Source organism: Streptomyces sp. ISL-87 (assembly GCF_018614095.1).
In the GTDB taxonomy this organism is placed as follows: Bacteria; Actinomycetota; Actinomycetes; order Streptomycetales; family Streptomycetaceae; genus Streptomyces.
On the sequence record NZ_JAGGOY010000054.1, the window covers coordinates 1 to 19,668 of the forward strand.

General features: G+C 72.7%; 17 protein-coding genes and 1 pseudogene. 13 read left to right on the plus strand and 5 right to left on the minus strand.

Features of this window, described 5'->3' with window-relative positions:
• Positions 1–58 precede the first annotated feature (58 nt).
• Positions 59–544, minus strand: a complete 486-nt coding sequence (locus J7I97_RS20195) for a histidine phosphatase family protein (RefSeq protein ID WP_214936852.1) — start codon at positions 542–544, stop codon at positions 59–61.
• Between the two features lie 243 nt (positions 545–787).
• Here J7I97_RS20195 and J7I97_RS20200 point away from each other — a divergent pair, with 243 nt between their 5' ends.
• The 6 genes from J7I97_RS20200 (at position 788) to J7I97_RS20225 (ending at position 3,632) form a co-directional block, all read left to right on the plus strand.
• Positions 788–1,003 (plus strand): CbtB domain-containing protein, encoded by a 216-nt coding sequence (locus J7I97_RS20200; protein WP_214936854.1) that lies wholly within the window; start codon positions 788–790, stop codon positions 1,001–1,003.
• A gap of 34 nt (positions 1,004–1,037) precedes the next feature.
• Positions 1,038–1,793, plus strand: a complete 756-nt coding sequence (locus J7I97_RS20205; protein ID WP_214936856.1) for a CbtA family protein — start codon at positions 1,038–1,040, stop codon at positions 1,791–1,793.
• A 20-nt stretch (positions 1,794–1,813) separates the two neighbouring features.
• Positions 1,814–2,050, plus strand: a complete 237-nt coding sequence (locus tag J7I97_RS20210) for a hypothetical protein (protein WP_214936858.1) — start codon at positions 1,814–1,816, stop codon at positions 2,048–2,050.
• A gap of 282 nt (positions 2,051–2,332) precedes the next feature.
• Positions 2,333–2,932: a class F sortase gene (locus tag J7I97_RS20215; protein ID WP_214936860.1), complete on the plus strand. Its 600-nt coding sequence runs from the start codon at positions 2,333–2,335 to the stop codon at positions 2,930–2,932.
• A 132-nt stretch (positions 2,933–3,064) separates the two neighbouring features.
• Positions 3,065–3,421, plus strand: coding sequence for a hypothetical protein (locus tag J7I97_RS20220; RefSeq protein ID WP_214936863.1), 357 nt, complete (start codon positions 3,065–3,067; stop codon positions 3,419–3,421).
• A 58-nt stretch (positions 3,422–3,479) separates the two neighbouring features.
• Positions 3,480–3,632, plus strand: coding sequence for a hypothetical protein (locus tag J7I97_RS20225; protein WP_214936865.1), 153 nt, complete (start codon positions 3,480–3,482; stop codon positions 3,630–3,632).
• Between the two features lie 119 nt (positions 3,633–3,751).
• Here J7I97_RS20225 and J7I97_RS20230 read toward each other — a convergent pair whose 3' ends face one another.
• Complete coding sequence (locus J7I97_RS20230) at positions 3,752–4,162, minus strand: hypothetical protein (RefSeq protein WP_214936867.1); 411 nt, start codon at positions 4,160–4,162, stop codon at positions 3,752–3,754.
• A gap of 178 nt (positions 4,163–4,340) precedes the next feature.
• Between J7I97_RS20230 and J7I97_RS20235 the strand changes: the two genes are divergently transcribed.
• The 4 genes from J7I97_RS20235 (at position 4,341) to J7I97_RS20250 (ending at position 9,439) form a co-directional block, all read left to right on the plus strand.
• A complete protein-coding gene (locus tag J7I97_RS20235) occupies positions 4,341–5,168 on the plus strand; it encodes a hypothetical protein (protein WP_214936869.1) in 828 nt (275 codons plus the stop codon).
• Between the two features lie 119 nt (positions 5,169–5,287).
• The gene (locus J7I97_RS20240; RefSeq protein ID WP_214936871.1) at positions 5,288–7,306 is read left to right on the plus strand and encodes an FUSC family protein; all 2,019 of its coding nucleotides are present in this window, start codon (positions 5,288–5,290) and stop codon (positions 7,304–7,306) included.
• A gap of 191 nt (positions 7,307–7,497) precedes the next feature.
• Positions 7,498–8,175 (plus strand): hypothetical protein, encoded by a 678-nt coding sequence (locus J7I97_RS20245; RefSeq protein ID WP_251059003.1) that lies wholly within the window; start codon positions 7,498–7,500, stop codon positions 8,173–8,175.
• A 13-nt stretch (positions 8,176–8,188) separates the two neighbouring features.
• Positions 8,189–9,439 carry a sensor histidine kinase gene (locus J7I97_RS20250; RefSeq protein ID WP_374195500.1) on the plus strand — a complete coding sequence of 417 codons (1,251 nt, stop codon included), beginning with the start codon at positions 8,189–8,191 and terminating at the stop codon, positions 9,437–9,439.
• Between the two features lie 107 nt (positions 9,440–9,546).
• On the opposite strand, the gene J7I97_RS20255 is transcribed toward J7I97_RS20250, so the two are convergent.
• The gene (locus J7I97_RS20255) at positions 9,547–11,658 is read right to left on the minus strand and encodes a PhoX family phosphatase (RefSeq protein WP_214936874.1); all 2,112 of its coding nucleotides are present in this window, start codon (positions 11,656–11,658) and stop codon (positions 9,547–9,549) included.
• A 460-nt stretch (positions 11,659–12,118) separates the two neighbouring features.
• Between J7I97_RS20255 and J7I97_RS38635 the strand changes: the two genes are divergently transcribed.
• Complete coding sequence (locus tag J7I97_RS38635; protein WP_308369386.1) at positions 12,119–13,768, plus strand: VWA domain-containing protein; 1,650 nt, start codon at positions 12,119–12,121, stop codon at positions 13,766–13,768.
• A gap of 99 nt (positions 13,769–13,867) precedes the next feature.
• Here the strand turns inward: J7I97_RS38635 and aspS are convergent, their stop codons facing one another.
• Complete coding sequence (aspS, locus tag J7I97_RS20265; protein WP_214936877.1) at positions 13,868–15,685, minus strand: aspartate--tRNA ligase; 1,818 nt, start codon at positions 15,683–15,685, stop codon at positions 13,868–13,870.
• Positions 15,686–15,822: 137 nt separating this feature from the next.
• Between aspS and J7I97_RS20270 the strand changes: the two genes are divergently transcribed.
• Positions 15,823–17,991, plus strand: a complete 2,169-nt coding sequence (locus J7I97_RS20270; RefSeq protein ID WP_214936916.1) for a SpoIIE family protein phosphatase — start codon at positions 15,823–15,825, stop codon at positions 17,989–17,991.
• A 130-nt stretch (positions 17,992–18,121) separates the two neighbouring features.
• Positions 18,122–19,204: an AI-2E family transporter gene (locus J7I97_RS20275; protein ID WP_214936878.1), complete on the plus strand. Its 1,083-nt coding sequence runs from the start codon at positions 18,122–18,124 to the stop codon at positions 19,202–19,204.
• 85 nt (positions 19,205–19,289) lie between these two features.
• On the opposite strand, the pseudogene J7I97_RS20280 reads toward J7I97_RS20275, so the two are convergent.
• Positions 19,290–19,628 (minus strand): annotated as a pseudogene (locus tag J7I97_RS20280) (pirin-like C-terminal cupin domain-containing protein); the annotation flags it as partial.
• Between the last annotated feature and the right edge of the window lie 40 nt (positions 19,629–19,668).

The following is a 19,668-nucleotide window of genomic DNA, read 5'->3' on the forward strand; positions in this document are numbered from 1 at the left end:
ATACCGACCCACGCTCCTAGCCCCTAGCCCCTAGCCCCTAGCCGCCACTTCTGTCACATCAGCTCGGCCCGGACCGCGTCGCGGGGGCCGGGCCGTTCTGCTGCTCCAGCGGCCGGCCCACGAGGAGGTTCCACCGCCCGGACCGCCCGGTGAGGGTCGTCACCGTGTCAGGGCGTACGTCGAGCCGCCAGAAGGCCGCCGCGGGCAGCTCCAGGGCGTGCACCACGGCCGCCCGGACGACGGCCTGTTCGACCACCGCGCGGTGCGTACCCGGGGCCAGGACGGCCAGGTGCGCGCCGACGCGGGCGGTCAACGCGTCCAGGGACTCCCCGCCCGGGGGCGCGTACGAGGGATCCGTGAGCCATCGCCCCACCGCCGCCGGGTCCTCGGCGGCCACCTCGTCCAGGGTGCGGCCGGCCCACGCGCCGGTGTCCGCACCGCGCAGTCCGTCATGTCCGGGGCACGGTTGCCCGGAGCCGAAACGGCCCTGACGGGCGGCTAGATCGAGGGCCGGTGTGACCAGTTGGACGCGTACGACAGGCATGAGAGGAGGGTAGGGCGCACGCCCAGCGCGTGAGACAGCGGCCACACGCCGTGGTGTTCCGGCCACGCGCGCGGTACGGTCTCGGACGACAATGACGAAGGTATGACGGAAGTACCGGTGAGAATCCGGCACGGTCGCGCCACTGTGAATCCTCCCGCTCCACCATGGGGAGGTAAGTCAGACCCGCCACCTTCGTCAAGAGCACCACTGACCGGGACGCGTGTTCCCTCTGGAGGTTCTGCCATGGCTCAGTCCGCCGTGACCGCGACGGCTCCCGCCGCCGTTGCCCCGATTTCCCTTTCCGCACTGGCCCCTTGGGCCGTGTTCGCCGCCGTCGTGACGCTGGTCCTGCTGTACTTCGTCGGCATCGAGCAGGGCGCCACCGCCGTCTTCGAGGGCGAGACCGTCCACGAGTGGCTGCACGACGGCCGTCACCTGCTCGGTTTCCCTTGCCACTGATCTCGGTTTCGATCCACGCAAGGGACCCTGAAAAGTGAACTCCATTTCCCCCCGTGTGCTGTTGGTGCGCGGCATGCTGGCCGGTCTGCTGGCCGGCGTGGCCGCGTTCCTCGTCGCGTACCTCCTGGGTGAGGCCAAGGTGGACGCGGCGATCGCCATCGAGGAGGCGGCGGCCGCCGCAGGACACGACCACGGCGAGGAGGCCCCGGTCAGCCGGGCCCTCCAGGCCACGGCCGGCCTCGGTACCGGCGTCCTGCTGTACGGCGTCGCGCTCGGCGGCATCGCCGCGCTCGTCTTCTGCTACGCCCTGGGCCGGATCGGCCGCTTCGGTCCCCGGGCCACGGCCGCGCTGGTCACCGGGGGTCTGTTCGTCACCATGACCCTGGTGCCGTTCTTCAAGTACCCCGCCAACCCGCCGGCCGTGGGCGACCCCGACACGGCCACCCGGCGGACCATCCTCTACCTGCTGATGATCGCCCTGAGCGCGCTGCTGGCCGCGGGCGCGCTGATCCTGGGCCGGCGCCTGGCGCCGAAGCTCGGCAACTGGAACGCCTCGGTCGTCGCCTCGCTCGCGTTCATCGCGGTGATCGGCGTCTCGTACGCGTTCCTGCCCGGCATCAACGAGGTCCCCGCGGACTTCCCGGCCGCGCTGATCTGGCAGTTCCGGCTCGCGTCCCTGGCCATCCAGGCCGCGCTGTGGACGACTTTCGGCCTGGCCTTCGGTTATCTAGCCGAACGTGCCCTTGTGCCGGGTGTCGCCACCAAGGAGGCTGTGCAGCCGACGGGTTGACGACAGAGGGCCGGGAGTACATGCAGACCGCGATCTGTGAGTGGCGGGGCTGGACGGGCGCTGCCCCGTTCTGGCTGAACTCCGTGCTGCTGCTCCTGGCCCCTTTCACCGCCGTCACCCTGGTCGCCCAGATCGGCGTCATCACCGCCTTGGCCGCCCTCGGCGGCCTTGCCCGCCACCTCTGGTTCGGCGACCACGGACACCCGGCGATCCACCTCGCCGCCGTGCTGATGGGCGCGGCGGTCGTGGTGGTGTGACACCGTCGTGGTGGTGTGACACCGCCGCCACCGGGGCCACCGGGGTCATCGGGGCCCCGCAGCGGTCTCTCAGCGGGCGGACCACCCGTTCGGCGGTACGCCCGCCATCCCCCCGGCCGGGGGCACCGCACCCGCCGCCATCTGCGAAGACACTCCCGCGCTGACACGACACACCCGTGACGCGCCGTCAGTCTTCAGTGTTTCCCTATGTGCGGAAGGGCAGAGGACCTGTCCACTGCTCTCACAGGACCCGGCCGACCGCGCCGGACAGGAGGGAAACCAATGCCCCGCGCCAAGTGGGTCGCAGGCGTGCTGACGGTCACTGTGCTCTGCACCGGCGTAGGGATATTGCGGAGCTCCGAGGGCGCCGAGCCCGTGGCGGCGAGCACCGCCGACGCACTGCCCTCCCAGGTCCTCGGCCTGTCCGGCCACCGGCGGCTGGTCCGGCAGCTGGAACACGCCGGCTCGCACGCCTCCGGCAAGGGGGCCCGGCCCGCGCGGGCCGGTATCGCACCCCTCCGGCCCGCGAGGCCGCTGCGGTTGCGGATCCCGGGCCTGGGGGTGGACGTACCGCTGGCCGCAGACCGGCCGGACGGGGGCGGGGTCTCCTGGGACACGGACGCCCCGACCCCGGGGGCGGCCGGTACCGCCGTCGTCGCCGGGAACGGGCTGCGGCTCGCCGGGGTGCGGCGGGGGGCCGTCGTCGAGATCGCGCGCGCGGATCACCGTACGGCGGTGTTCACCGTGGACCGGATCTCCCCCGCCGGGGTCATCAACGAGCCGGACCGGGCCGGACCGGGGCAACGCCGGGCCCGGCTGCGGCTGATCAGCGGCGAGACCGTCGTCCTGGCCCGGCTGACCGGCCGCCACCGCACCGGCTGACGGGCCCGCCCACCCGGCACCCCCCTCGGCCCGCCCCGCCCTGTCAGCCGAGGGGGGTGTCTTCGTCCCCCGGTCGGGGGCTTCTGCGGCCTGGCCGGGGAGCCGCCCGGTGCTGCGGGGCACAGAGCGGGCATGAGCGGCGCGCGGTACGCACGGGCGGTGATGGCGAGGGCCCTGACGGTGGCCTGCGTCGTGCTGCTCTGCGTCTTCGGCGCCGGCCCGGCCGCGGCGACGGCCGCCGACTCCCGCACGGCCACGGCCCCCACGGCCCCGGTCGAGCCCGGCGAGAGCCCGTCCGACCCGGCCGCGGACCTTGAGGCACGGGCCGCCGTACGGATGCCCGTGCGCGGGGTGCCGGGCCCAAGGCGGCTGCCGCGGGCGGTGTTTCACGTGAAACATGCCGGTGGGCCGGAGCGTGCCGTGTCATACGGGACGGCCGGGCCGGTGCCGTCCGGGCGGACGGTGATGAGTGTGGTCCTGCGCTGCTGAGCGGGCCGAGCTGCAGCGCGTACCTCCCACACCCCCCTCGAACACGTGAGGTTCCGCCATGCCCATCGACCCGTACGCCGCCCTGAACGCCATGCTCCGCGCCGAGGCCGCCCGCTTCACCCCGCCGGCCCGCCAGGTGGAGCCCGACGAGGCCGCCCGGACGGAAGACCCCGCCCCACATCCGGCCGAGGGCTGCACGAGCGGCGAGTAGGCGAGCAGAGGGCGCCCCCGCTCGGCCGGACGTACAGTCTCCGGCCGAGCGGGGGCGGGTCCCGCGCGGGACTTCAGTCCCCGTGCGTGAGGTACCTCAGCCCTCGCGCGGGAAGTACCTCAGTCCTCGTGCGTGTAATAGCGGTAGAAGGCGAGCAGCCCGACGCCCACGCCGACCGCCAGGCCCACGGTGGTGGCGCGGAGCACGGATTGATTGGTGAGGCTGTGCAGGTATCCGGCGGCGATGCCCGCGAAGACCCCGTACGCGGTGGCGTGCGCCTCGCGCGCCAGCATGGGGCCGACCCGGGCGAGGGCGAACAGGCAGGCCGCGAAGAGGAAGCCGCACAGGATTCCGTAGAAGACGTTGCCCGCGTCGACCGGGCCCGTCTGGCGCTTGATGAAGGCGGCCCAGACTCCGTAGACGAGTCCGAGGAGCAGGGGGCCCGTGAAGGCGCTCCTGCTCAGGTGCTTCATGTCAGGCGCCGCCATCTGCCGGTGCCGCCGGGGGGCGGTGGGTGCCGCATGTGCCATGACGGGCTCCTCTCTCCCATCCTCCAGGGCACACCCGCCGTCCCCGACCGGCAACTGGATCAACCTTCCGGACAGGTCACACGCCGGAGGCAGTGCCACCCGCCCACCCGGAGGGCAGTGCCACCCGCCCGCACCAACACCGCTCGCGCCCCGCACCGTCACGGCTTTCCCTGGTGACGTGCGCATCTTCCTGTCGGCGGTACTCATCGCGCTCGTGGCCCTGCTGGTGCCCACGAGCGCGATCGGGTTCTGGGCCGACCGCGAGCTGGGCAACGCCGACCGCTACACCGCCGCGATGTCGCCGCTCGCCGGGAACCCGGCCGTGCAGGGCGTCGTCGTAAGCCAGGTCACCCGTGCGCTCTCCGGGCAGATCGACGCGGGCCCCTTCCAGGGCGGGGTGGACTCCCTGCTCGGGGAGGCCCTGCACTCCTTCGCCGGGACCCCCGCCTACCGCACCGCCTGGGACGCGGCCAACCGCGCCACCCACGCCGCCTTCCTCGAAGCCCTCACCACCGGCGACGGGGACGCCGTCACCATCGATCTCGCGCCCGTCATCGCACAGGTCAGGGCGGACCTCGTCGCCGACGAGGTCCCCTTCGCCGACCGCATCCCGGTGACCCACCTCTCGGTGAAGGTCATGGAGTACGACAATCTGGGCGCCCTCCGGAAGGTCTTCCGCATGTTCCAGATCGCCGGTGTCTGGCTTCCCGTCCTCACCGTGTTGCTGGCCGCGGCGGCGATCGCCGTCGCCGTCCGGCGGCGCCGGGCCGTGGTGGCGACCGGTCTCGGGCTCGCCGTCGGGGCCCTGTTGCTGTGGGGCGCGGTGGCCTTCGGCCGCAGCCTGACCCTGGACGATCTGCCGGCCGACATCGACCGGCGCGCCGCCGAGGCGGTGTACGACGCCCTCACCTCGTTCCTGCGGACCACCGCCTGGGTGGTCCTCGCCATCGGTCTCGCCGCCGCGCTGGCCGCCTGGCTGATGGGCCGGCTGCGCCGCACCCCATAAGCTCGGAATGTACCCAACACCCCCAACACCCCCGATACCCCCAACAACACAGAACTCCCCCGGAACTGCGCACACCTCCCCAGAAGAACCGATTCGCGAGCGGCGGCACGGAAGCGGGAATGACCACCGAACGACGCACCGAACACATACCGTCCGGGCGACCCCGGCACCATCCGCTGGCCCCGCCCGACTGGCTGCTCAAGGGGCTGCGGCCGAGCAGCGCTCCCATCCCCTGGGCCGCCGTGGCGCGGGCGGGCATCGCGCTGGCCGTCCCGCTCGCCGTCGGCTTCGCCCTCGACGAGCCCGAGTACGGCGCGCTCGCCTCCATGGGCGCTCTGTCCGGAGTCATCGGCGACACCGCCGACGCCTACCGGATGCGGATCCTGAACATCGCCGTCCCCCAGCTCTTCGGAGCGGTCGGGGTCGCCCTGGGCACCCTCGTGTTCGGGCACGGCTGGCTCGCCGTCGGCGTCCTCACCCTGATCGCCCTCGTCTCCGGGATGATCTCCTCGATCGGCACGGTCGCCTCCGTGTCCGGACTGCTGCTCCTGCTCAACGCCGTGGTCGGCGCCGGGCTGCCAATGCCCCAGCCCTGGTGGACGGCTCCGCTGCTGCTCAGCGCGGGCGGGCTGTTCGTGCTCCTGCTGACCCTGCTGGGCTGGCCGTTTCGCGGGCGGCAGCCGGAGCGGGCCGCCGTGGCGGCCACCTACCGGGCCCTCGCCGACACCCTGGAGGCCGCGGGCGGGCCGGGGCCGGCGTACGAGGAATGCCGCCGGCAGGTCACCCAGGCACTGAACCACGCCTACGACCTCTTGCTGGGCCGCCGGGCCCGCGTGCACGGCCGCAACCCCTCGCTGGTGCGGATGCTGGCCCAGCTCAATGTGGTGATCCCGCTGGTGGAGGCCGCTCCCGCCGCGCACCTGCGGGGCCGTCCGCTGCCGCCCGGGATTCCGGCGGCCGTACGCGAGCTGGCGGCGGCCATCGAGGAGGGCCGCACCGGGACGCCCGTACTCGCGCTGCCCGCGCCGCACGGCCAGTCCGAGCGGGCCATCGACGCGGCCCTGCGGCACGCGGCGACCATCGTGCACCTGGCCGAGCCGGACCCCTACAACGTCGACGACCGGCTGGGCCGTCCCGCGGCGCTAAGGGTGCGGGCCGGGCGTGCGGTGCGCGACATGATGCTGTCCGGGGCCTCCTGGCGGTACGGGCTGCGGCTCGCCCTGTGCATCGGGCTGGCACAGTCACTGGTCTCGGTGGTGGAGATCGAGCGGTCCTACTGGGTCGCGCTGACGGTCACCTTCGTCCTCAAGCCCGACTTCGGCTCGGTGTTCTCCCGGGCCGTGCTGCGCGCGCTGGGCACCGCGGGCGGGCTGGTCATCGCGGCCGCGGTGCTCTCCGAGGTGCCGCGCGGCTGGTGGGACGTGCCGGTGATCGCGTGCCTCGGCGCGCTGATCCCCGCGTTCTCCGCCAAGGGGTACGCCTTCCAGACCGCGGCGATCACCCCGGTGATCCTGCTGCTGTCGGACCTGCTCAACCACCAGGGCTTCGACCTGATCCGGCCGCGGCTGCTGGACAGCCTGATCGGCTGCGGGATCACACTGGTCGCGGGCTATCTGCTGTGGCCCGAGAGCTGGCACACCCGGATCGGGGACCGGCTCGCCGACGCCGTCGACGACGCGGCCCGCTACGTGGAGCGGGCCTTCGGTGCTCCGCACGGCGCCGGCACGGCCACCGAGGCCGGGCTGCGGGCGGCGCGGACCGCCCGGCTCCAGGCCCGCCGGCGGATCTACCGCGACCTGTCGGGCGTACGCAGCGAGTTCCAGCGGGCGCTGACCGAGCCGCCGCCGACGGGTGAGCGGGCCGCGGCGTGGTTTCCGCTGGTGGTGGCCGTCGAGCGGATCGTGGACGCGACGACCGCGGCGCGGGTCAGAGTCAACCACGGGGCAGACGAACCCGGGCCCGGGGAGGTCGCGGCCATCACCGCCGAGCTGCGCGGCCTGGCCGAGGGCGTGCGCAGCACCCGGACCCCGGTGGAGGTCCGCACCCCGCTCGCGGAGGACGGGGACGGGAGCTCCGTCCTGGCCCCGGTCCGGCAGGAGATCGCCGCGGCCCGCGCGATCGCCTCTCCGGCCGGCTGACACGGGGCCGGCCTGTGCCCTGCCCGGGGGCCCGGGCACAGACCCCGGGCACGGACCCGTGACCGAGGTACCCGGCCCCGGGCTGCGGGGCCCCCGAACTCGGGCCGCGAGCCCGGAGCCCGGGAAGGTCCGCGTCCCCCGAATGGCGCTGTGCCCGGGCCCCCGGGCCCGGCGCGGGAGAGCCTGGGTGCATGAGGCCCCTGTTCCGGTGCGGCCCGCGCACCATGGCCGTACCGGTGCTCGCCGCCGTCCTGGCGGCCGCGGCCGGGTGCGCCGACGTGGAGGGGCTGCGCGACGACGGGGACCTGGGCACGGTGCACGCACCGCAGACCCTGTGGAAGGACATCCACCCCGATCCGGCCGCGCCGGGCCAGGAACCGGGGACGGCCGCCGTGGTCCCGGGGCTGCCCAAGGTGCCGGGGCTGTCCATGCGGGGCGTGGACGCGCTGGCCGTCGTACGGGCCGACATCAAGTCCGCCACCGCGCAGGACGGTGGGACCGGCCGCCTGGTGGACCCCCGGGCCGTCCAGCGGCTCGCACTTTGTACACAGACTGTGGACGGCGGTCCGGACTGCCCGGTGCGGCCCCCCGTGCTGCGCGATGTGACCGGCAACGGCAGGGAGGAGCTGATCACCGCCGTGGACATCGACGGGCGGCTCAGCGAGCTGCGCGTCTACACCGTCCGGGACGACGGCAGGATCGTCCGGATACTGGCCCGGCGCGGGGTGCTGGAGGGCGTGGAGGTGGCGGCCGAGCACCTGGCCGTGCGCGAGCCCACCTCGAACCCCGCGATGTTCTCCATCTCGGATTACGTGTGGGACCCGGAGGCCGGGATCATGAACCTCTCCCAGCTCACCCTCGACGAGTGACGACATGCGGGTGATGAGCAGTCTGCGCTGGAAGATCGCCCTGACCACCACGGCGGTGTGCTGCGCGGTCGCGGCGGCGCTCGGGATCCTCGTCCACAACGTCGTAGCCGGGCAGATCGTCAGCACGGTACGCAAGGACGTCGACGGGGAACTGGACCACGCTCTCGGCCACTACCAGTACGGCACCTCGCACGGCGATGTGAACCTCGCGCTGGACCCGCCCGACCTCCCGGGCCCCCTGCGCAAGCTGGTCGGGCGCGGACTGACCGGCAGCATGGTCGGCGAGCACGACGGCAAGCCCGTCATGTGGGCCGCCGGACCCGCCGATCAGCACGCCCTCGCCGTCTGGGTCCCGTACGCGAACACGCGCGCCCGGCTGCGCGACATCGACACCGCGATCCTGGCGTCCGCGGCGCTGGCGGCCGGAGTGGTGGCGTTGGCCGGCCTGTTCCTGGCCAATCAGATCAGCAAGCGGCTCGCGACCACCGCCGCCGTCGCCCGCCGGATCAGCGCCGGGGACCTCGACGCGCGGGTGGGCTTCCCGGAGGACGGCGACGGCCCACGGCGGCCCCGCTACCGGGACGAGGTACGGGACGTGGCGCAGGCCCTCGATTCGATGGCCGGGTCGCTCCAGGACCGGCTGGAGGCGGAGAAGCGCTTCACGGCAGATGTCGCGCACGAGCTGCGCACCCCGCTCACCGGTTCCCTGGCGGCTGCCGCGCTGCTGCCGGAGGGCCGGCCCAAAGAGATGATCAACGACCGGCTCAAGGCCCTGCACCGGCTGACCGAGGATCTGCTGGAGATCTCCCGGCTGGACTCGGGCGTCGAACAGGCCGACCTGGCCCGGGTGGAGCTCGGGCGGGCGGTGGAACGGGCCGTGGCGGGCACCCGGGTGGCCGCCACGGTCCGGGTGGTGCGCGACGCCCTGGTGCTCACCGACCGGCGGCGCCTGGACCGGATCCTGACCAACCTGCTGGTCAACGCCGACAAGCACGGCGGGCCGCCGATCGAGGTGACCGTGGAGGGCCCGGTGGTGATGGTCCGCGACCACGGCCCCGGCTACCCGCCCGAGCTGATCGAGCAGGGCCCGCAGCGCTTCCGCACCGGAGACCCTGGGCGCGGGCGCGGCCACGGGCTGGGCCTGACGATCGTGGCGGGCCAGGCGGCGGTCCTGGAGATCGCGCTGAGCTTCTCCAACGCGCCGGACGGGGGCGCGGTGACCACGCTCCGACTTCCGGTCGGGCGGCTGCCGGACGACATTTGACCGATAAACACCAAGCGGCGGGCAGTGTTTCTCCCCCAGCTACCGCTGGGAGGTGCCCCCAGTGAAACACCCCCCGCCGTGATGGTTCAAGCGGTCAACGCGACTGCTCAGACACCGATGTTGCGGCCGTCCTTGCGCCAGACGGACACGACCGCCGGGCGGACGATCTTGCCGGGTCCGTCGGGCCACACCGACTGCGGCTTCTCGACCGATGCGCCGTCGATCTCACCCGGGTGCTGGACGGAGACCAGGACGCGCTTGTCCTGGACCAGCGGGCCACAGGTCTCGGCGCCGCGCGGGACGGTCAGGAACTGCTTCAGCTCACCGCGGCGCTCACCCGCGGTCGCGACGCCGAACAGGCCGTCGTGGGAGCCGAGCTGGTTGCCGTCCGTGGAGATCCACAGGTTGCCGTGCGGGTCGAAGGTCACGTTGTCCGGGCAGGAGATCGGGCTGACCTTGTCCTTCGGGAAGCCCGCGAAGTAGGTGGACTGGTCGTTGGGGTCACCGGCGACCAGGAAGAGGCGCCAGGCGAAACCGTCGCCCGCCGGGTCGTCGAAGTTCTCGGCGAGCTCCAGGATCTGGCCGTGCTTGTTCAGGTTGCGCGGGTTGGCCTCGTCCGCGCCCGCCTTGCCGGGCTTGCCGCGGTCGGTGTTGTTCGTCAGCGCGACGTAGACACGACCGGTGCGCGGCGAGGGCTCGATGTCCTCGGGGCGGTCCATCTTCGTGGCGCCCACCTTGTCGCCGGCCTGGCGGGTGAAGACGAACACCTCCTCGGCGGTCATGCCCTCGACGTGCGAGACGTTGCCGGCCGGCGAGGCGGTGGCGAGCTTGATCCAGACGCCGGAGCCGTCGAACTGGCCGTCGGAGGGGAGCTTGCCGGTGCCGTCGATCTCGGCGGCCGGGGAGTCACCGGTGAGCTTGGCGACGTAGAGCGTGCCCTCGTCGAGCAGCGTGAGGTTGTGCTCCTTGGCCGCGCGCGACTTGCCCTTCTTCATCTGCTTCGACGACACGAACTTGTAGAAGTAGTCGAAACGCTCGTCGTCGCCCATGTAGACGACGGGGCGGCCGTCCTCGGTCAGGCGGGGCTGGGCGCCCTCGTGCTTGAAGCGGCCGAGCGCGGTGCGCTTGCGGGGGGTGGAGTTCGGGTCGTACGGGTCCAGCTCGACGACCCAGCCGAAGCGGTGCGACTCGTTGGGCTCCTGCACGACGTCGAAGCGCTTGTCGAACCGCTCCCACTTGCGCTCGGTGGCACCGGCGGTCACGCCGTAGCGCTTCAGGCGCGCGGCCTCGGCGGGGTCGGTGACCTGGCCGGCGTTGGCGAAGTACTGGTTGAAGTTCTCCTCGCCGTGGAGGGTGGTGCCCCACGGGGTGGTGCCGCCCGAGCAGTTGTTGAGGGTACCGAGCACCTTGGTGCCGGTGCGGTCGACGGAGGTCTTCACCAGGTCGGAGCCGGCGGCCGGGCCGGTCAGCTTGAACTCACTGGTGGCGGTCAGGCGGCGGTTGAGCTGGTGACGGTTGACGGCAGTCAGCTTGCCGCTGCGGTGGTCCTCCTGGACCACGACGACGCCGAGACCGTGCGCGGCCCAGGCGATCTCGACCTGCTCGCGGGTCGGGTTCGCCGGGTCGTAGGCCTTGAACATGAGGTTCTCGTCCGTGTACTCGTGGTTGGCCACGAGCAGCTGCTGGCGCTCGTAGTCGCCGCCGAGCGGGAGAAGGCTCAGGAAGTCGTTGTTGTAGCCGAACTGACCGGCCTGGGCGGCGGCGGTCTGCTTGTCGGAGTTGAAGGCGGGCGCGCCCTTGACGATCGGGTCGCCCCAGCGGATGACCACGTTCTGCTCGTGGCCCTCGGGGATGGTGACCTGGTCGTTGGTGTTCGGCGCGACGGCCTTGAAGCGCAGGCCGCGGGCACCCTCGGCGTTGGCGTTGGCGGTGGCGCCGGCGCCGCTGCCCTGGGTGTCGGCGGTGGGGGTGGCGTTGGCGGAGGAGCCGTTGCCGCTGAGGGTGAGGGCGGTACCGGCGGCGGAGGCAACCGTGACGACGGCAGCCGAGCGCAGCATGGAGCGGCGGGAGTAGGCGCGGGCTATGACGTCGCCGACGTACTCGTTGTCGCTGGTGTTGGGCACTTCGTGGAAGCAGGCGTCACCGCAGCGGTAGCGGCAGGTGAGGGCGGAACGGCCGCCCCCATGCGGGTTGCCGATGAGCGGCAGGAGCTTGCGCACGAGTGTCCTCCGAGTAGCTGCGTGGGCGCCGACAACATGTCGGAACGAATCCAGCCGTGACGCTAGGCGCGGGTTGCGCCGATGCGGCGGCGGCGGGATGAACGCCGGATGAACCCGGCACGTCGGAGCGGCAGTTCAGAAGCCGCCTGTGGCCGTTCGGACGGCGGACGCCACGAAAGGCGCCCCTGCCGAAGATCCAGCCGAGAGGCCGATAACCTTACGTGTCCACTCTGGGCAGGGATCAACCGCGCAGCACGGACAAATGACGCACGCACTCATGCGAAAGGCCTGGCCCATGGGTATTCGGAGCTTGTTGCGCAAGGTGTTCGGACGGTCTGGGGAACCGCTCCCGGAGACTACGGACGCCTCTTCGGCGGCCCTTCCCAGTCAGGCGGAACGCACCCCGTCCCCACTGGAGGCGGCCCACGAACTCGTGGCGGCGTCTTTCGACAACCCCACGGTGCCCTCGCAGTCCGCCCCGCGCGACCGCGACCCCGGCACCCTCCTCACGGCAACGGCCCCGGACCCCACAGTCCCGGAAGCCCGCCGCCCCTCGCCTCCGGCGCCAACCCAGACCCTGGAGGCCCCCCCTACCGGCACCCCGGAACCCCCGGCCAACGCCGCCACCCCGCAGCCGGCCCCCGAGCCGGAGGCGGCCCCCGCCACCGAGACGGAGCCCGTGGCCGCCGAGGTCGAGGTCGTGGCCGCTGAGGCCGAGGCCGAGGCCGATGCAGCCACGCCGGAGGCGCAGGAGGAGGCAGGGGCGGAGCCCCTCGCCACCGCGCCCGCGCCGCAGGCGGACACCACCACGGAGGCCGAGCTCCCGGCCGCCGAGGCCGACGTAGCCACGCCGCAGGCGGACACCACCGCCGAGGCGGAAGCCGCGGCCGAACCGGCGCCGGCCGAAGCCCAGGACGACACCGCACCGCAGGCGCAGGCCCAGGCGGTCACGCCCGAGGCGAACGACACCGCGCAGGCTGAGCCCGAGGCGGAGGCGGCAGCGGCCGAGCCCGTCGCCACCGCGACCGAGACGCAGCCGGACACCACCACGGAGGCCGAGCTCTCGGCCGCCGAGGCCGACGTAGCCACGCCGCAGGCGGCGGCCGAACCGGCGCCGGCCGAAGGCCGGGACGACACCGCGCCGCAGGCGCAGGACGACGCGGCCGCGCCCGAGGCGGACGACACCGCACAGGCTGAGCCCGAGGCGGAGCCGGCAGCGGCCGAGCCCGTCGCCACCGCGACCGAGACGCAGCCCGACGCCGCCACCGAGCCGGAGGCTCAGGCCGAACCGGCCGCCGACGTAGCCACGCCGCAGGCGGACGCCGCCGACGAGGCGGAGGCCGAGCCGGCCGCCGCAGCCACGCCGGAGGCGGACGCCGAGCCGGAGCTCGTGGCCGCCGCAGCCACGCCGGAGGCGGACGCCGAGCCGGCCGACGTAGCGGCGCCGGAGGCGGAAGGGGCCGCGGTTGGACTCGCGGCAGTGAAGCGGCAGGCGCCTGGGGTCGCCGTGGCGTACAAGGCCGCCGGGCAGGTGCTGCGGGGGCAGAAGAGGGCCGGAGCGCGCGCCAAGGTGTACCTCGTGCTGGACCGGTCCGGCTCCATGCGCGGGTTCTACAAGGACGGCAGTGCCCAGTACCTCGCCGACCACGCCCTCGCCCTCGCCGCGCACCTCGACGGCGACGCGACCGTGCACACCGTGTTCTTCTCCACGGACGTGGACGGCACCGCCGACCTGAGCCTCGACAGTCACGACGACGCCTGGGTCGAGACCCGCCACGCCGAGCTCGGCCACATGGGCCGGACCAGCTACCACCGGGCGATCGAAGAGGTCGTGGCCCGGTACCAGAAGGACGGTGGCGAGGGCCCCGCCCTGGTCGTGTTCCAGACCGACGGCGCCCCCGACAACCGCCAGCCCGCCAAGCAGGCACTGGCCGATGCCGCCGCCCACGACATCCACTGGCAGTTCGTCGCCTTCGGTGACCACGACGCCAAGGCCTTCGACTTCCTGCGCAAGCTGGACGCCGAGAACGCCGGGTTCTTCCACGCCGGCCCGGCCCCCCGCGAACTGACCTCCGCCGCCCTCCTCAAGGGCATCCTGGAACGGTTCTAGTCCGGAGCCGGAGCCGTAGCCGGACTCCGGCTCCGGACACACGAAGGGCCCGGGATCGCAGAACGCAGATCCCGGGCCCTTCGTCACACCTCGTACGAGTTACCGCGCAGCGTCCGGGTGGACGGCCTCGGCGACCGGCTTGGCCTCCGCCGGCTTCGTCTCCACCGGCTTGCGCAGCGCGATGTTCAGCTCGCGCAGGCGGGACTCCTCCAGCACCGTCGGCGCGCCCATCATCAGGTCCTGGGCGTTGCCGTTCAGCGGGAAGGCGATGGTCTCGCGGATGTTCGGCTCGTCCGCCAGCAGCATCACGATGCGGTCCACGCCCGGGGCGATGCCGCCGTGCGGCGGGGCGCCGAGGCGGAACGCGCGCAGCATGCCGGCGAACTCGCGCTCGACCGTCTCGGCCTCGTAACCGGCGATCTCGAAGGCCTTCAGCATGACCTCGGGCTCGTGGTTGCGGATGGCGCCGGAGGACAGCTCGATGCCGTTGCAGACGATGTCGTACTGCCACGCCAGGATGTCCAGCGGGTCCTTCTCCTCCAGGTCCCTCATCCCGCCCTGCGGCATGGAGAAGGGGTTGTGCGAGAAGTCGATCTTGCCGGTCTCCTCGTCCTTCTCGTACATCGGGAAGTCGACGATCCAGCAGAAGCGGAACACGTTCTCCTCGAACTGCCCGGCCCGCTTGGCAGCCTCGACGCGCACGCCCGACATGATCTTGGAGACCTCGTCGAACTCACCGGCGCCGAAGAACACCGCGTGCCCGGCCGTCAGGCCCAGACGCTCGGTGAGGACCTTGACGTTCTCCTCGGTGAGGAACTTGGCGATCGGGCCGGTCAGCGAACCGTCCTCGCCGACGCGGACCCAGGCCAGGCCCTTCGCGCCCAGCGAGATCGCGTACTCGCCCAGCCCGTCGAAGAACTTGCGCGGCTGTGCGGCGGTGTCCGGGACTGCCAGGGCGCGCACGTGCTTGCCGGCGAACGCCTTGAACTCGGAGCCCTCGAAGACATCCGTGATGTCGACGAGCTCCAGCTTCGCCCGCAGGTCGGGCTTGTCGTTGCCGTACTTCATCATCGACTCGCGGAACGGGATCCGCGGGAACGGGGAGGTGACCGCGCGGCCGCCGCCGAACTCGGTGAAGAGCTCGGTCATCAGGCGCTCGATCGGCTGGAAGACGTCCTCCTGCTCGACGAAGGACATCTCGACGTCGAGCTGGTAGAACTCGCCCGGCGAACGGTCGGCGCGGGCGTCCTCGTCGCGGAAGCAGGGCGCGATCTGGAAGTACCGGTCGAAGCCGGAGATCATCAGCAGCTGCTTGAACTGCTGCGGCGCCTGCGGCAGGGCGTAGAACCTGCCCGGGTTCAGACGGGACGGGACGACGAAGTCACGCGCGCCCTCGGGGGAGGTCGCGGTGAGGATCGGGGTCGCCATCTCGTTGAAGCCGAGGGCCACCATCTTGTGCCGGATGGCCGCGATGACGGCCGAGCGCAGCATGATGTTGCGGTGCATGCGCTCGCGGCGCAGGTCGAGGAAGCGGTACTCCAGGCGGCGCTCCTCGTTCACACCGTCCTCGGTGTTGATCGTGAAGGGCAGCGGGGCGGCCGCGCCGAGCACCTCGACCTCGGAGACCTCGATCTCGATCTCGCCGGTGGGCAGCTCCGGGTTGACGTTGTCGGCGCCACGGGAGACGACCTTGCCGTCGATCCGGACGACGGTCTCCTTGGTGACGCTGCTCAGGGCCTCGTTCGCGGCGGTGCCGGGACGGGCGACGAGCTGCGTGATGCCGTAGTGGTCACGCAGATCGATGAAGAGGATGCCGCCCAGGTCTCGACGGTTGTGCAGCCAGCCGCTCAGCCGGACGTCGGCGTTGACGTCAGAGGCTCGGAGCTCGCCGCACGTGTGGGACCTGTACCGATGCATCAGTCATCCAGTTCTTCGCGATACCAGGGGTGGATTCAACCCTCCCAAGGTTACCGTCCGGGACGGGGACCGCGCGGGCGTGCCCCGGGCACCCCGCGAACAGGCCGGATTCGGGTATGACCTGTAAAGATGACCGGGTGCGCACCGAGGACGTCCTGGCCGCCATCGCGACAGGCCTGTGGCGATGGGACAACGCCTCCGGGACGGTCACCCTCGACAGCGAGGCCGCCCGGCTGCTCGGGCTGCCCGCCGAGCCCGTGATCCTGCCCGAGGTCGCGGTACGGTCCCGGTTCCACCCGGTGGACTGGAACGAGATCAACGGCATCGTCGCCCTCGCCGTCGCCGAGGGCACCCTCGCCGAGGCCCGCCTGCGGATCATGGACGACAACGGCCGGGTGCTGCGGATCGTACGCAGCCGCTCCAAACCCCTGGAGAACCGCGGCACCGACGGCCGCCTCGACTACGAGCTGATCGGCACCATCCAGGAGATCGCCGAGCCCCAGCCGGGCACCACCGCCCTGCACACCCCGATCACCGGCGACTGGCGGCGCTCCCGCGAGGCCTTCCTGCTGGACGCGGGGCGGGCGCTCGCGGAGGCCCGGTCCACCGCCGAGGTGCTGCGGGTGGCGGCCTCGCTGTCCATGCCCGGCTTCAGCCCCGACGGGCTGGCCGTCTTCGGGGTGGCCGGGGACCGGCTGTCGATCACCGGGCACCACGGGCACGACCCCGGGGACGAGGGACCCTTCGCGGACATGCGGCTCGACACCGACTACCCGGCCGCGGAGGTCGTCCGTACCGGCCGGGCGATCTACCTCCCCACCCCGGAGGAGTACAAGCGGCGGTTCCCCGCCACCTGGCCTCTCGCCCAGCGCTTCGGCCGGGTCTCCTGGGCCTTCCTGCCCCTGATCGTGGCCGGGCGGACCATGGGCGCCTGGATGGCCGCTTTCAAGCACCCGGTGTCCTTCTCCCCCGATGAGCGGTCCGTGCTGACCACGGTGGCCCGGATGCTCGCCCAGGCGCTCCAGCGCGCCGGCGTGGCCGAATCCGAGCGGGAACTCACCACCGGCCTGCAACGGTCGATGATGCCCCAGCTCGGCCCCCGGATCCCGGGCATGACCATCGCCGCGCGGTACGTCCCCACCGGCGGCGGGCTCCAGGTCGGCGGCGACTGGTACGACATGATCCCGCTGCCGTCCGGCCGGTTCGCGCTGGTCATCGGGGACGTCCAGGGCCACGACGTACGGGCGGCGGGCCTGATGGGCCAGCTCCGGATCGCCGTGCGGGCCTACGCCTCCGAGGGCCACCGGCCGGACGCCGTGCTCTCCCGGGCCTCCCGCTTCCTCGCCGGGCTCTGCTCCCCGCTGGACGGGCCGGACGCGTACGGGGACCCGGACGAGGATCCCGCGTCGGACTTCCAGAGCCCCCGCTTCGCCACCTGCCTCTACGTGGAATGCGACCCGGAAACCGGAATGCTGGAGGTGGCCCGCGCGGGCCATCCCGACCCCGCGATCCGCATGACCGACGGCACGGTACTGATGCGCCCCACAGCGGGCGGCCTCCCGCTCGGCATCATCCCGGACCCTGACTACCCCACCACCCGCTTCACTCTCGAACCCGGCGAAACGATGATGCTGTGCACCGACGGCCTCATCGAGACCGGCGGCCACGACCTCGACACCGGCTGGGCGCGGCTGCGCGCGATCCTGGAGTCCGAGACGCACGACACCGAGAGCCTGGAGAAACTGGCCGATCTGCTGGTCCAGGCCGTGCACGGGCCCTCCTCGCACCACACCACCGGGCCGCTGGCCGACCGCCGCGAGGACGACATAGCGGTGGTCCTGCTCTGCCGCGAGGGCGAGGGCTGCGGGTGCGGAACCCGGCTGCCGCACCCGGCCCGGCCCGCCCGGCGCACGATGCTGACCGTGGCCCAGGCCGAGCCGGAACGCATCGCGGGCGCCCGGAGGCAGATCCGGGAGCTGCTGCACGACTGGGCCGACGAGGAGCAGGTGGACTCGGCCGAGCTGATGGTCTCCGAGATGGTGACGAACGTACTCATGCACACCGACGGGGACGCGCTGCTCGTGGCCGAGGCGGTGGGCGAGCTGGGCGGCCGGCGGCTGCGCGTCGAGGTCGCGGACTCCAGCGACGAGCTTCCGCACAAGCGGCACCCGGGCGAGATGGCCTCCAGCGGCCGCGGTGTCCTCCTGATGGAGATGCTGGCGGACAGCTGGGGCGTGGACCCGCGCGGCGAGGGCAAGTCGATCTGGTTCGAGCTCCACGAGCAGTCCAAGCCGGACTCGGACTGACTGACCCCGGACTCGGACTGACCTGGCGTCATGTACGGGCCGTAGCACCGGCCGTCGGCCCGTATACCGGCCGTCGCACCGGGGGACCCGAGGAGCGACTGCCGGCCCGCCGGAGGCCGGGAGTGGTTGGATGAGTGGCGTGCCCCCTGCGCCCACTCCCCTGCTGCCCGAGACCGTGCGGCGACTCGCCGCCTGGTGCGCCGTCGTCCTCCTCGTCACCGCGGTGCTGGCCGTCGTGGTCTGGCTGTGCACCGTCTTCCGGACGGTCGTCACGCCCGTGCTGCTCGCCGTGCTCGGCACGGCCCTGCTCGGGCCGATGCACCGGCGGCTGGTCCGCCTCAGGGTCAACCGCTCGCTCGCCGCGGCCCTCACCTGCCTCGCCGTCGTCGCCGTCGTCGGCGGGGCCTCGTACATCGTCGTCCTCGCGCTCATCGAGACCGGCGACCAGATCGTCGACTCGCTCCGCCGGGCCGGCGAATCCCTCGCGGAGCACTTCGGGGCGCTCGGCACTTCGCTGGAGGACGTCGCGAAGAACTCCAAGGACCTGCTCGCCAAGTTCGGCGGTACGGCCGCGTCGGGCGTGGTCGCCGGACTCAGCGTGGTGGGGACGGTGATCGCGACGGCCCTGCTGGCACTGGTGCTGATCTTCTTCTTCCTCCGCGACTCCGACCGGGCGGTCGGAACGCTGCGCGCGCTGGTGCCCAGCCGCTCGGGCGACCTCATGGAGGCAATGGGGCGGCGCGCCTTCGAGGCCGTCGAGGGCTTCATGCGCGGGACCAGCTTCGTCGCGCTCGTCGACGGCGTACTGATCGGGGCGGGCCTGCTCGTGCTCCGGGTGCCGGGCGCGCTGGGCCTGGCCGCCCTGGTGTTCGTGACGGCCTACATCCCCTACCTCGGCGCCATCCTCTCGGGCGCCGTGGCGGTCCTCGTCGCCCTCGCCGACCGGGGCTGGGCGATCGGCCTGTGGGCGCTCGGCCTGGTGCTGCTGGTCCAGATGATCGAGGGGTACGTGCTCCAGCCCGTGGTGCAGAGCCGCACGGTGCAGATGCACCCGGCCGTGGTCATGCTGGCCATCACGGCCGGGGCGAGCGTCGCCGGGATCCTCGGGATGCTCCTCGCGGTCCCGCTGACCGCGGCCGCCTTCGGCGTGGTCTCGGAGCTCCGGACCCGGTACGCCGCCGGCACGGCACCCGGGCCCGTGGGCCCCGCATAGCGGGACCGCTCCCGGCGGTCCGGCCGGCCGGTTCCGGGCGGGTCAGCCGTCCGGGCCGTTCCCCGCGGTCAGTCGTCCGGCCCGGTCAGTCGTCCGCCTCGCCCGTGCCCCGGTGGCCCAGGCCGGTCCGGGCGGTGGTCGGGATGGTGCCCAGCCGACCCGCCTGGAAGTCGTCGAAGGCCTGCTGGAGTTCGTGCTTGCTGTTCATGACGAACGGGCCGTAGTGCGCCATCGGCTCCCGGATCGGACGGCCGCCGAGGAGGATGATCTCCAGGTCCGGGGCGTTGGAGTCCTGGGACTCGTCCGCCCGGACCGTCAGCGAGCCGCCTTCGCCGAAGACCGCCGTCTGCCCGGTGTGGACCGGCCGCCGGTCGCTGCCGACGCTGCCGCGCCCGGCCATGACGTAGGCGAGGGCGTTGAAGTCGCGATCACCCCGTGCAACCGGCCCTTCGTCGTGTGGCTCG

Bases quoted from the DNA above. Each gene is read 5' to 3' on its own strand.
- J7I97_RS20275 (WP_214936878.1), top strand. From the start codon at position 18,122: ATGAGTGGCGTGCCCCCTGCGCCCACTCCCCTGCTGCCCGAGACCGTG.
- aspS (WP_214936877.1), bottom strand. From the start codon at position 15,685: ATGCATCGGTACAGGTCCCACACGTGCGGCGAGCTCCGAGCCTCTGAC.
- J7I97_RS20245 (WP_251059003.1), top strand. From the start codon at position 7,498: ATGAGGCCCCTGTTCCGGTGCGGCCCGCGCACCATGGCCGTACCGGTG.
- J7I97_RS20195 (WP_214936852.1), bottom strand. From the start codon at position 544: ATGCCTGTCGTACGCGTCCAACTGGTCACACCGGCCCTCGATCTAGCC.
- J7I97_RS20250 (WP_374195500.1), top strand. From the start codon at position 8,189: ATGAGCAGTCTGCGCTGGAAGATCGCCCTGACCACCACGGCGGTGTGC.
- J7I97_RS20200 (WP_214936854.1), top strand. From the start codon at position 788: ATGGCTCAGTCCGCCGTGACCGCGACGGCTCCCGCCGCCGTTGCCCCG.
- J7I97_RS20230 (WP_214936867.1), bottom strand. From the start codon at position 4,162: ATGGCACATGCGGCACCCACCGCCCCCCGGCGGCACCGGCAGATGGCG.
- J7I97_RS20240 (WP_214936871.1), top strand. From the start codon at position 5,288: ATGACCACCGAACGACGCACCGAACACATACCGTCCGGGCGACCCCGG.
- J7I97_RS20225 (WP_214936865.1), top strand. From the start codon at position 3,480: ATGCCCATCGACCCGTACGCCGCCCTGAACGCCATGCTCCGCGCCGAG.
- J7I97_RS20210 (WP_214936858.1), top strand. From the start codon at position 1,814: ATGCAGACCGCGATCTGTGAGTGGCGGGGCTGGACGGGCGCTGCCCCG.
- J7I97_RS20215 (WP_214936860.1), top strand. From the start codon at position 2,333: ATGCCCCGCGCCAAGTGGGTCGCAGGCGTGCTGACGGTCACTGTGCTC.
- J7I97_RS20220 (WP_214936863.1), top strand. From the start codon at position 3,065: ATGAGCGGCGCGCGGTACGCACGGGCGGTGATGGCGAGGGCCCTGACG.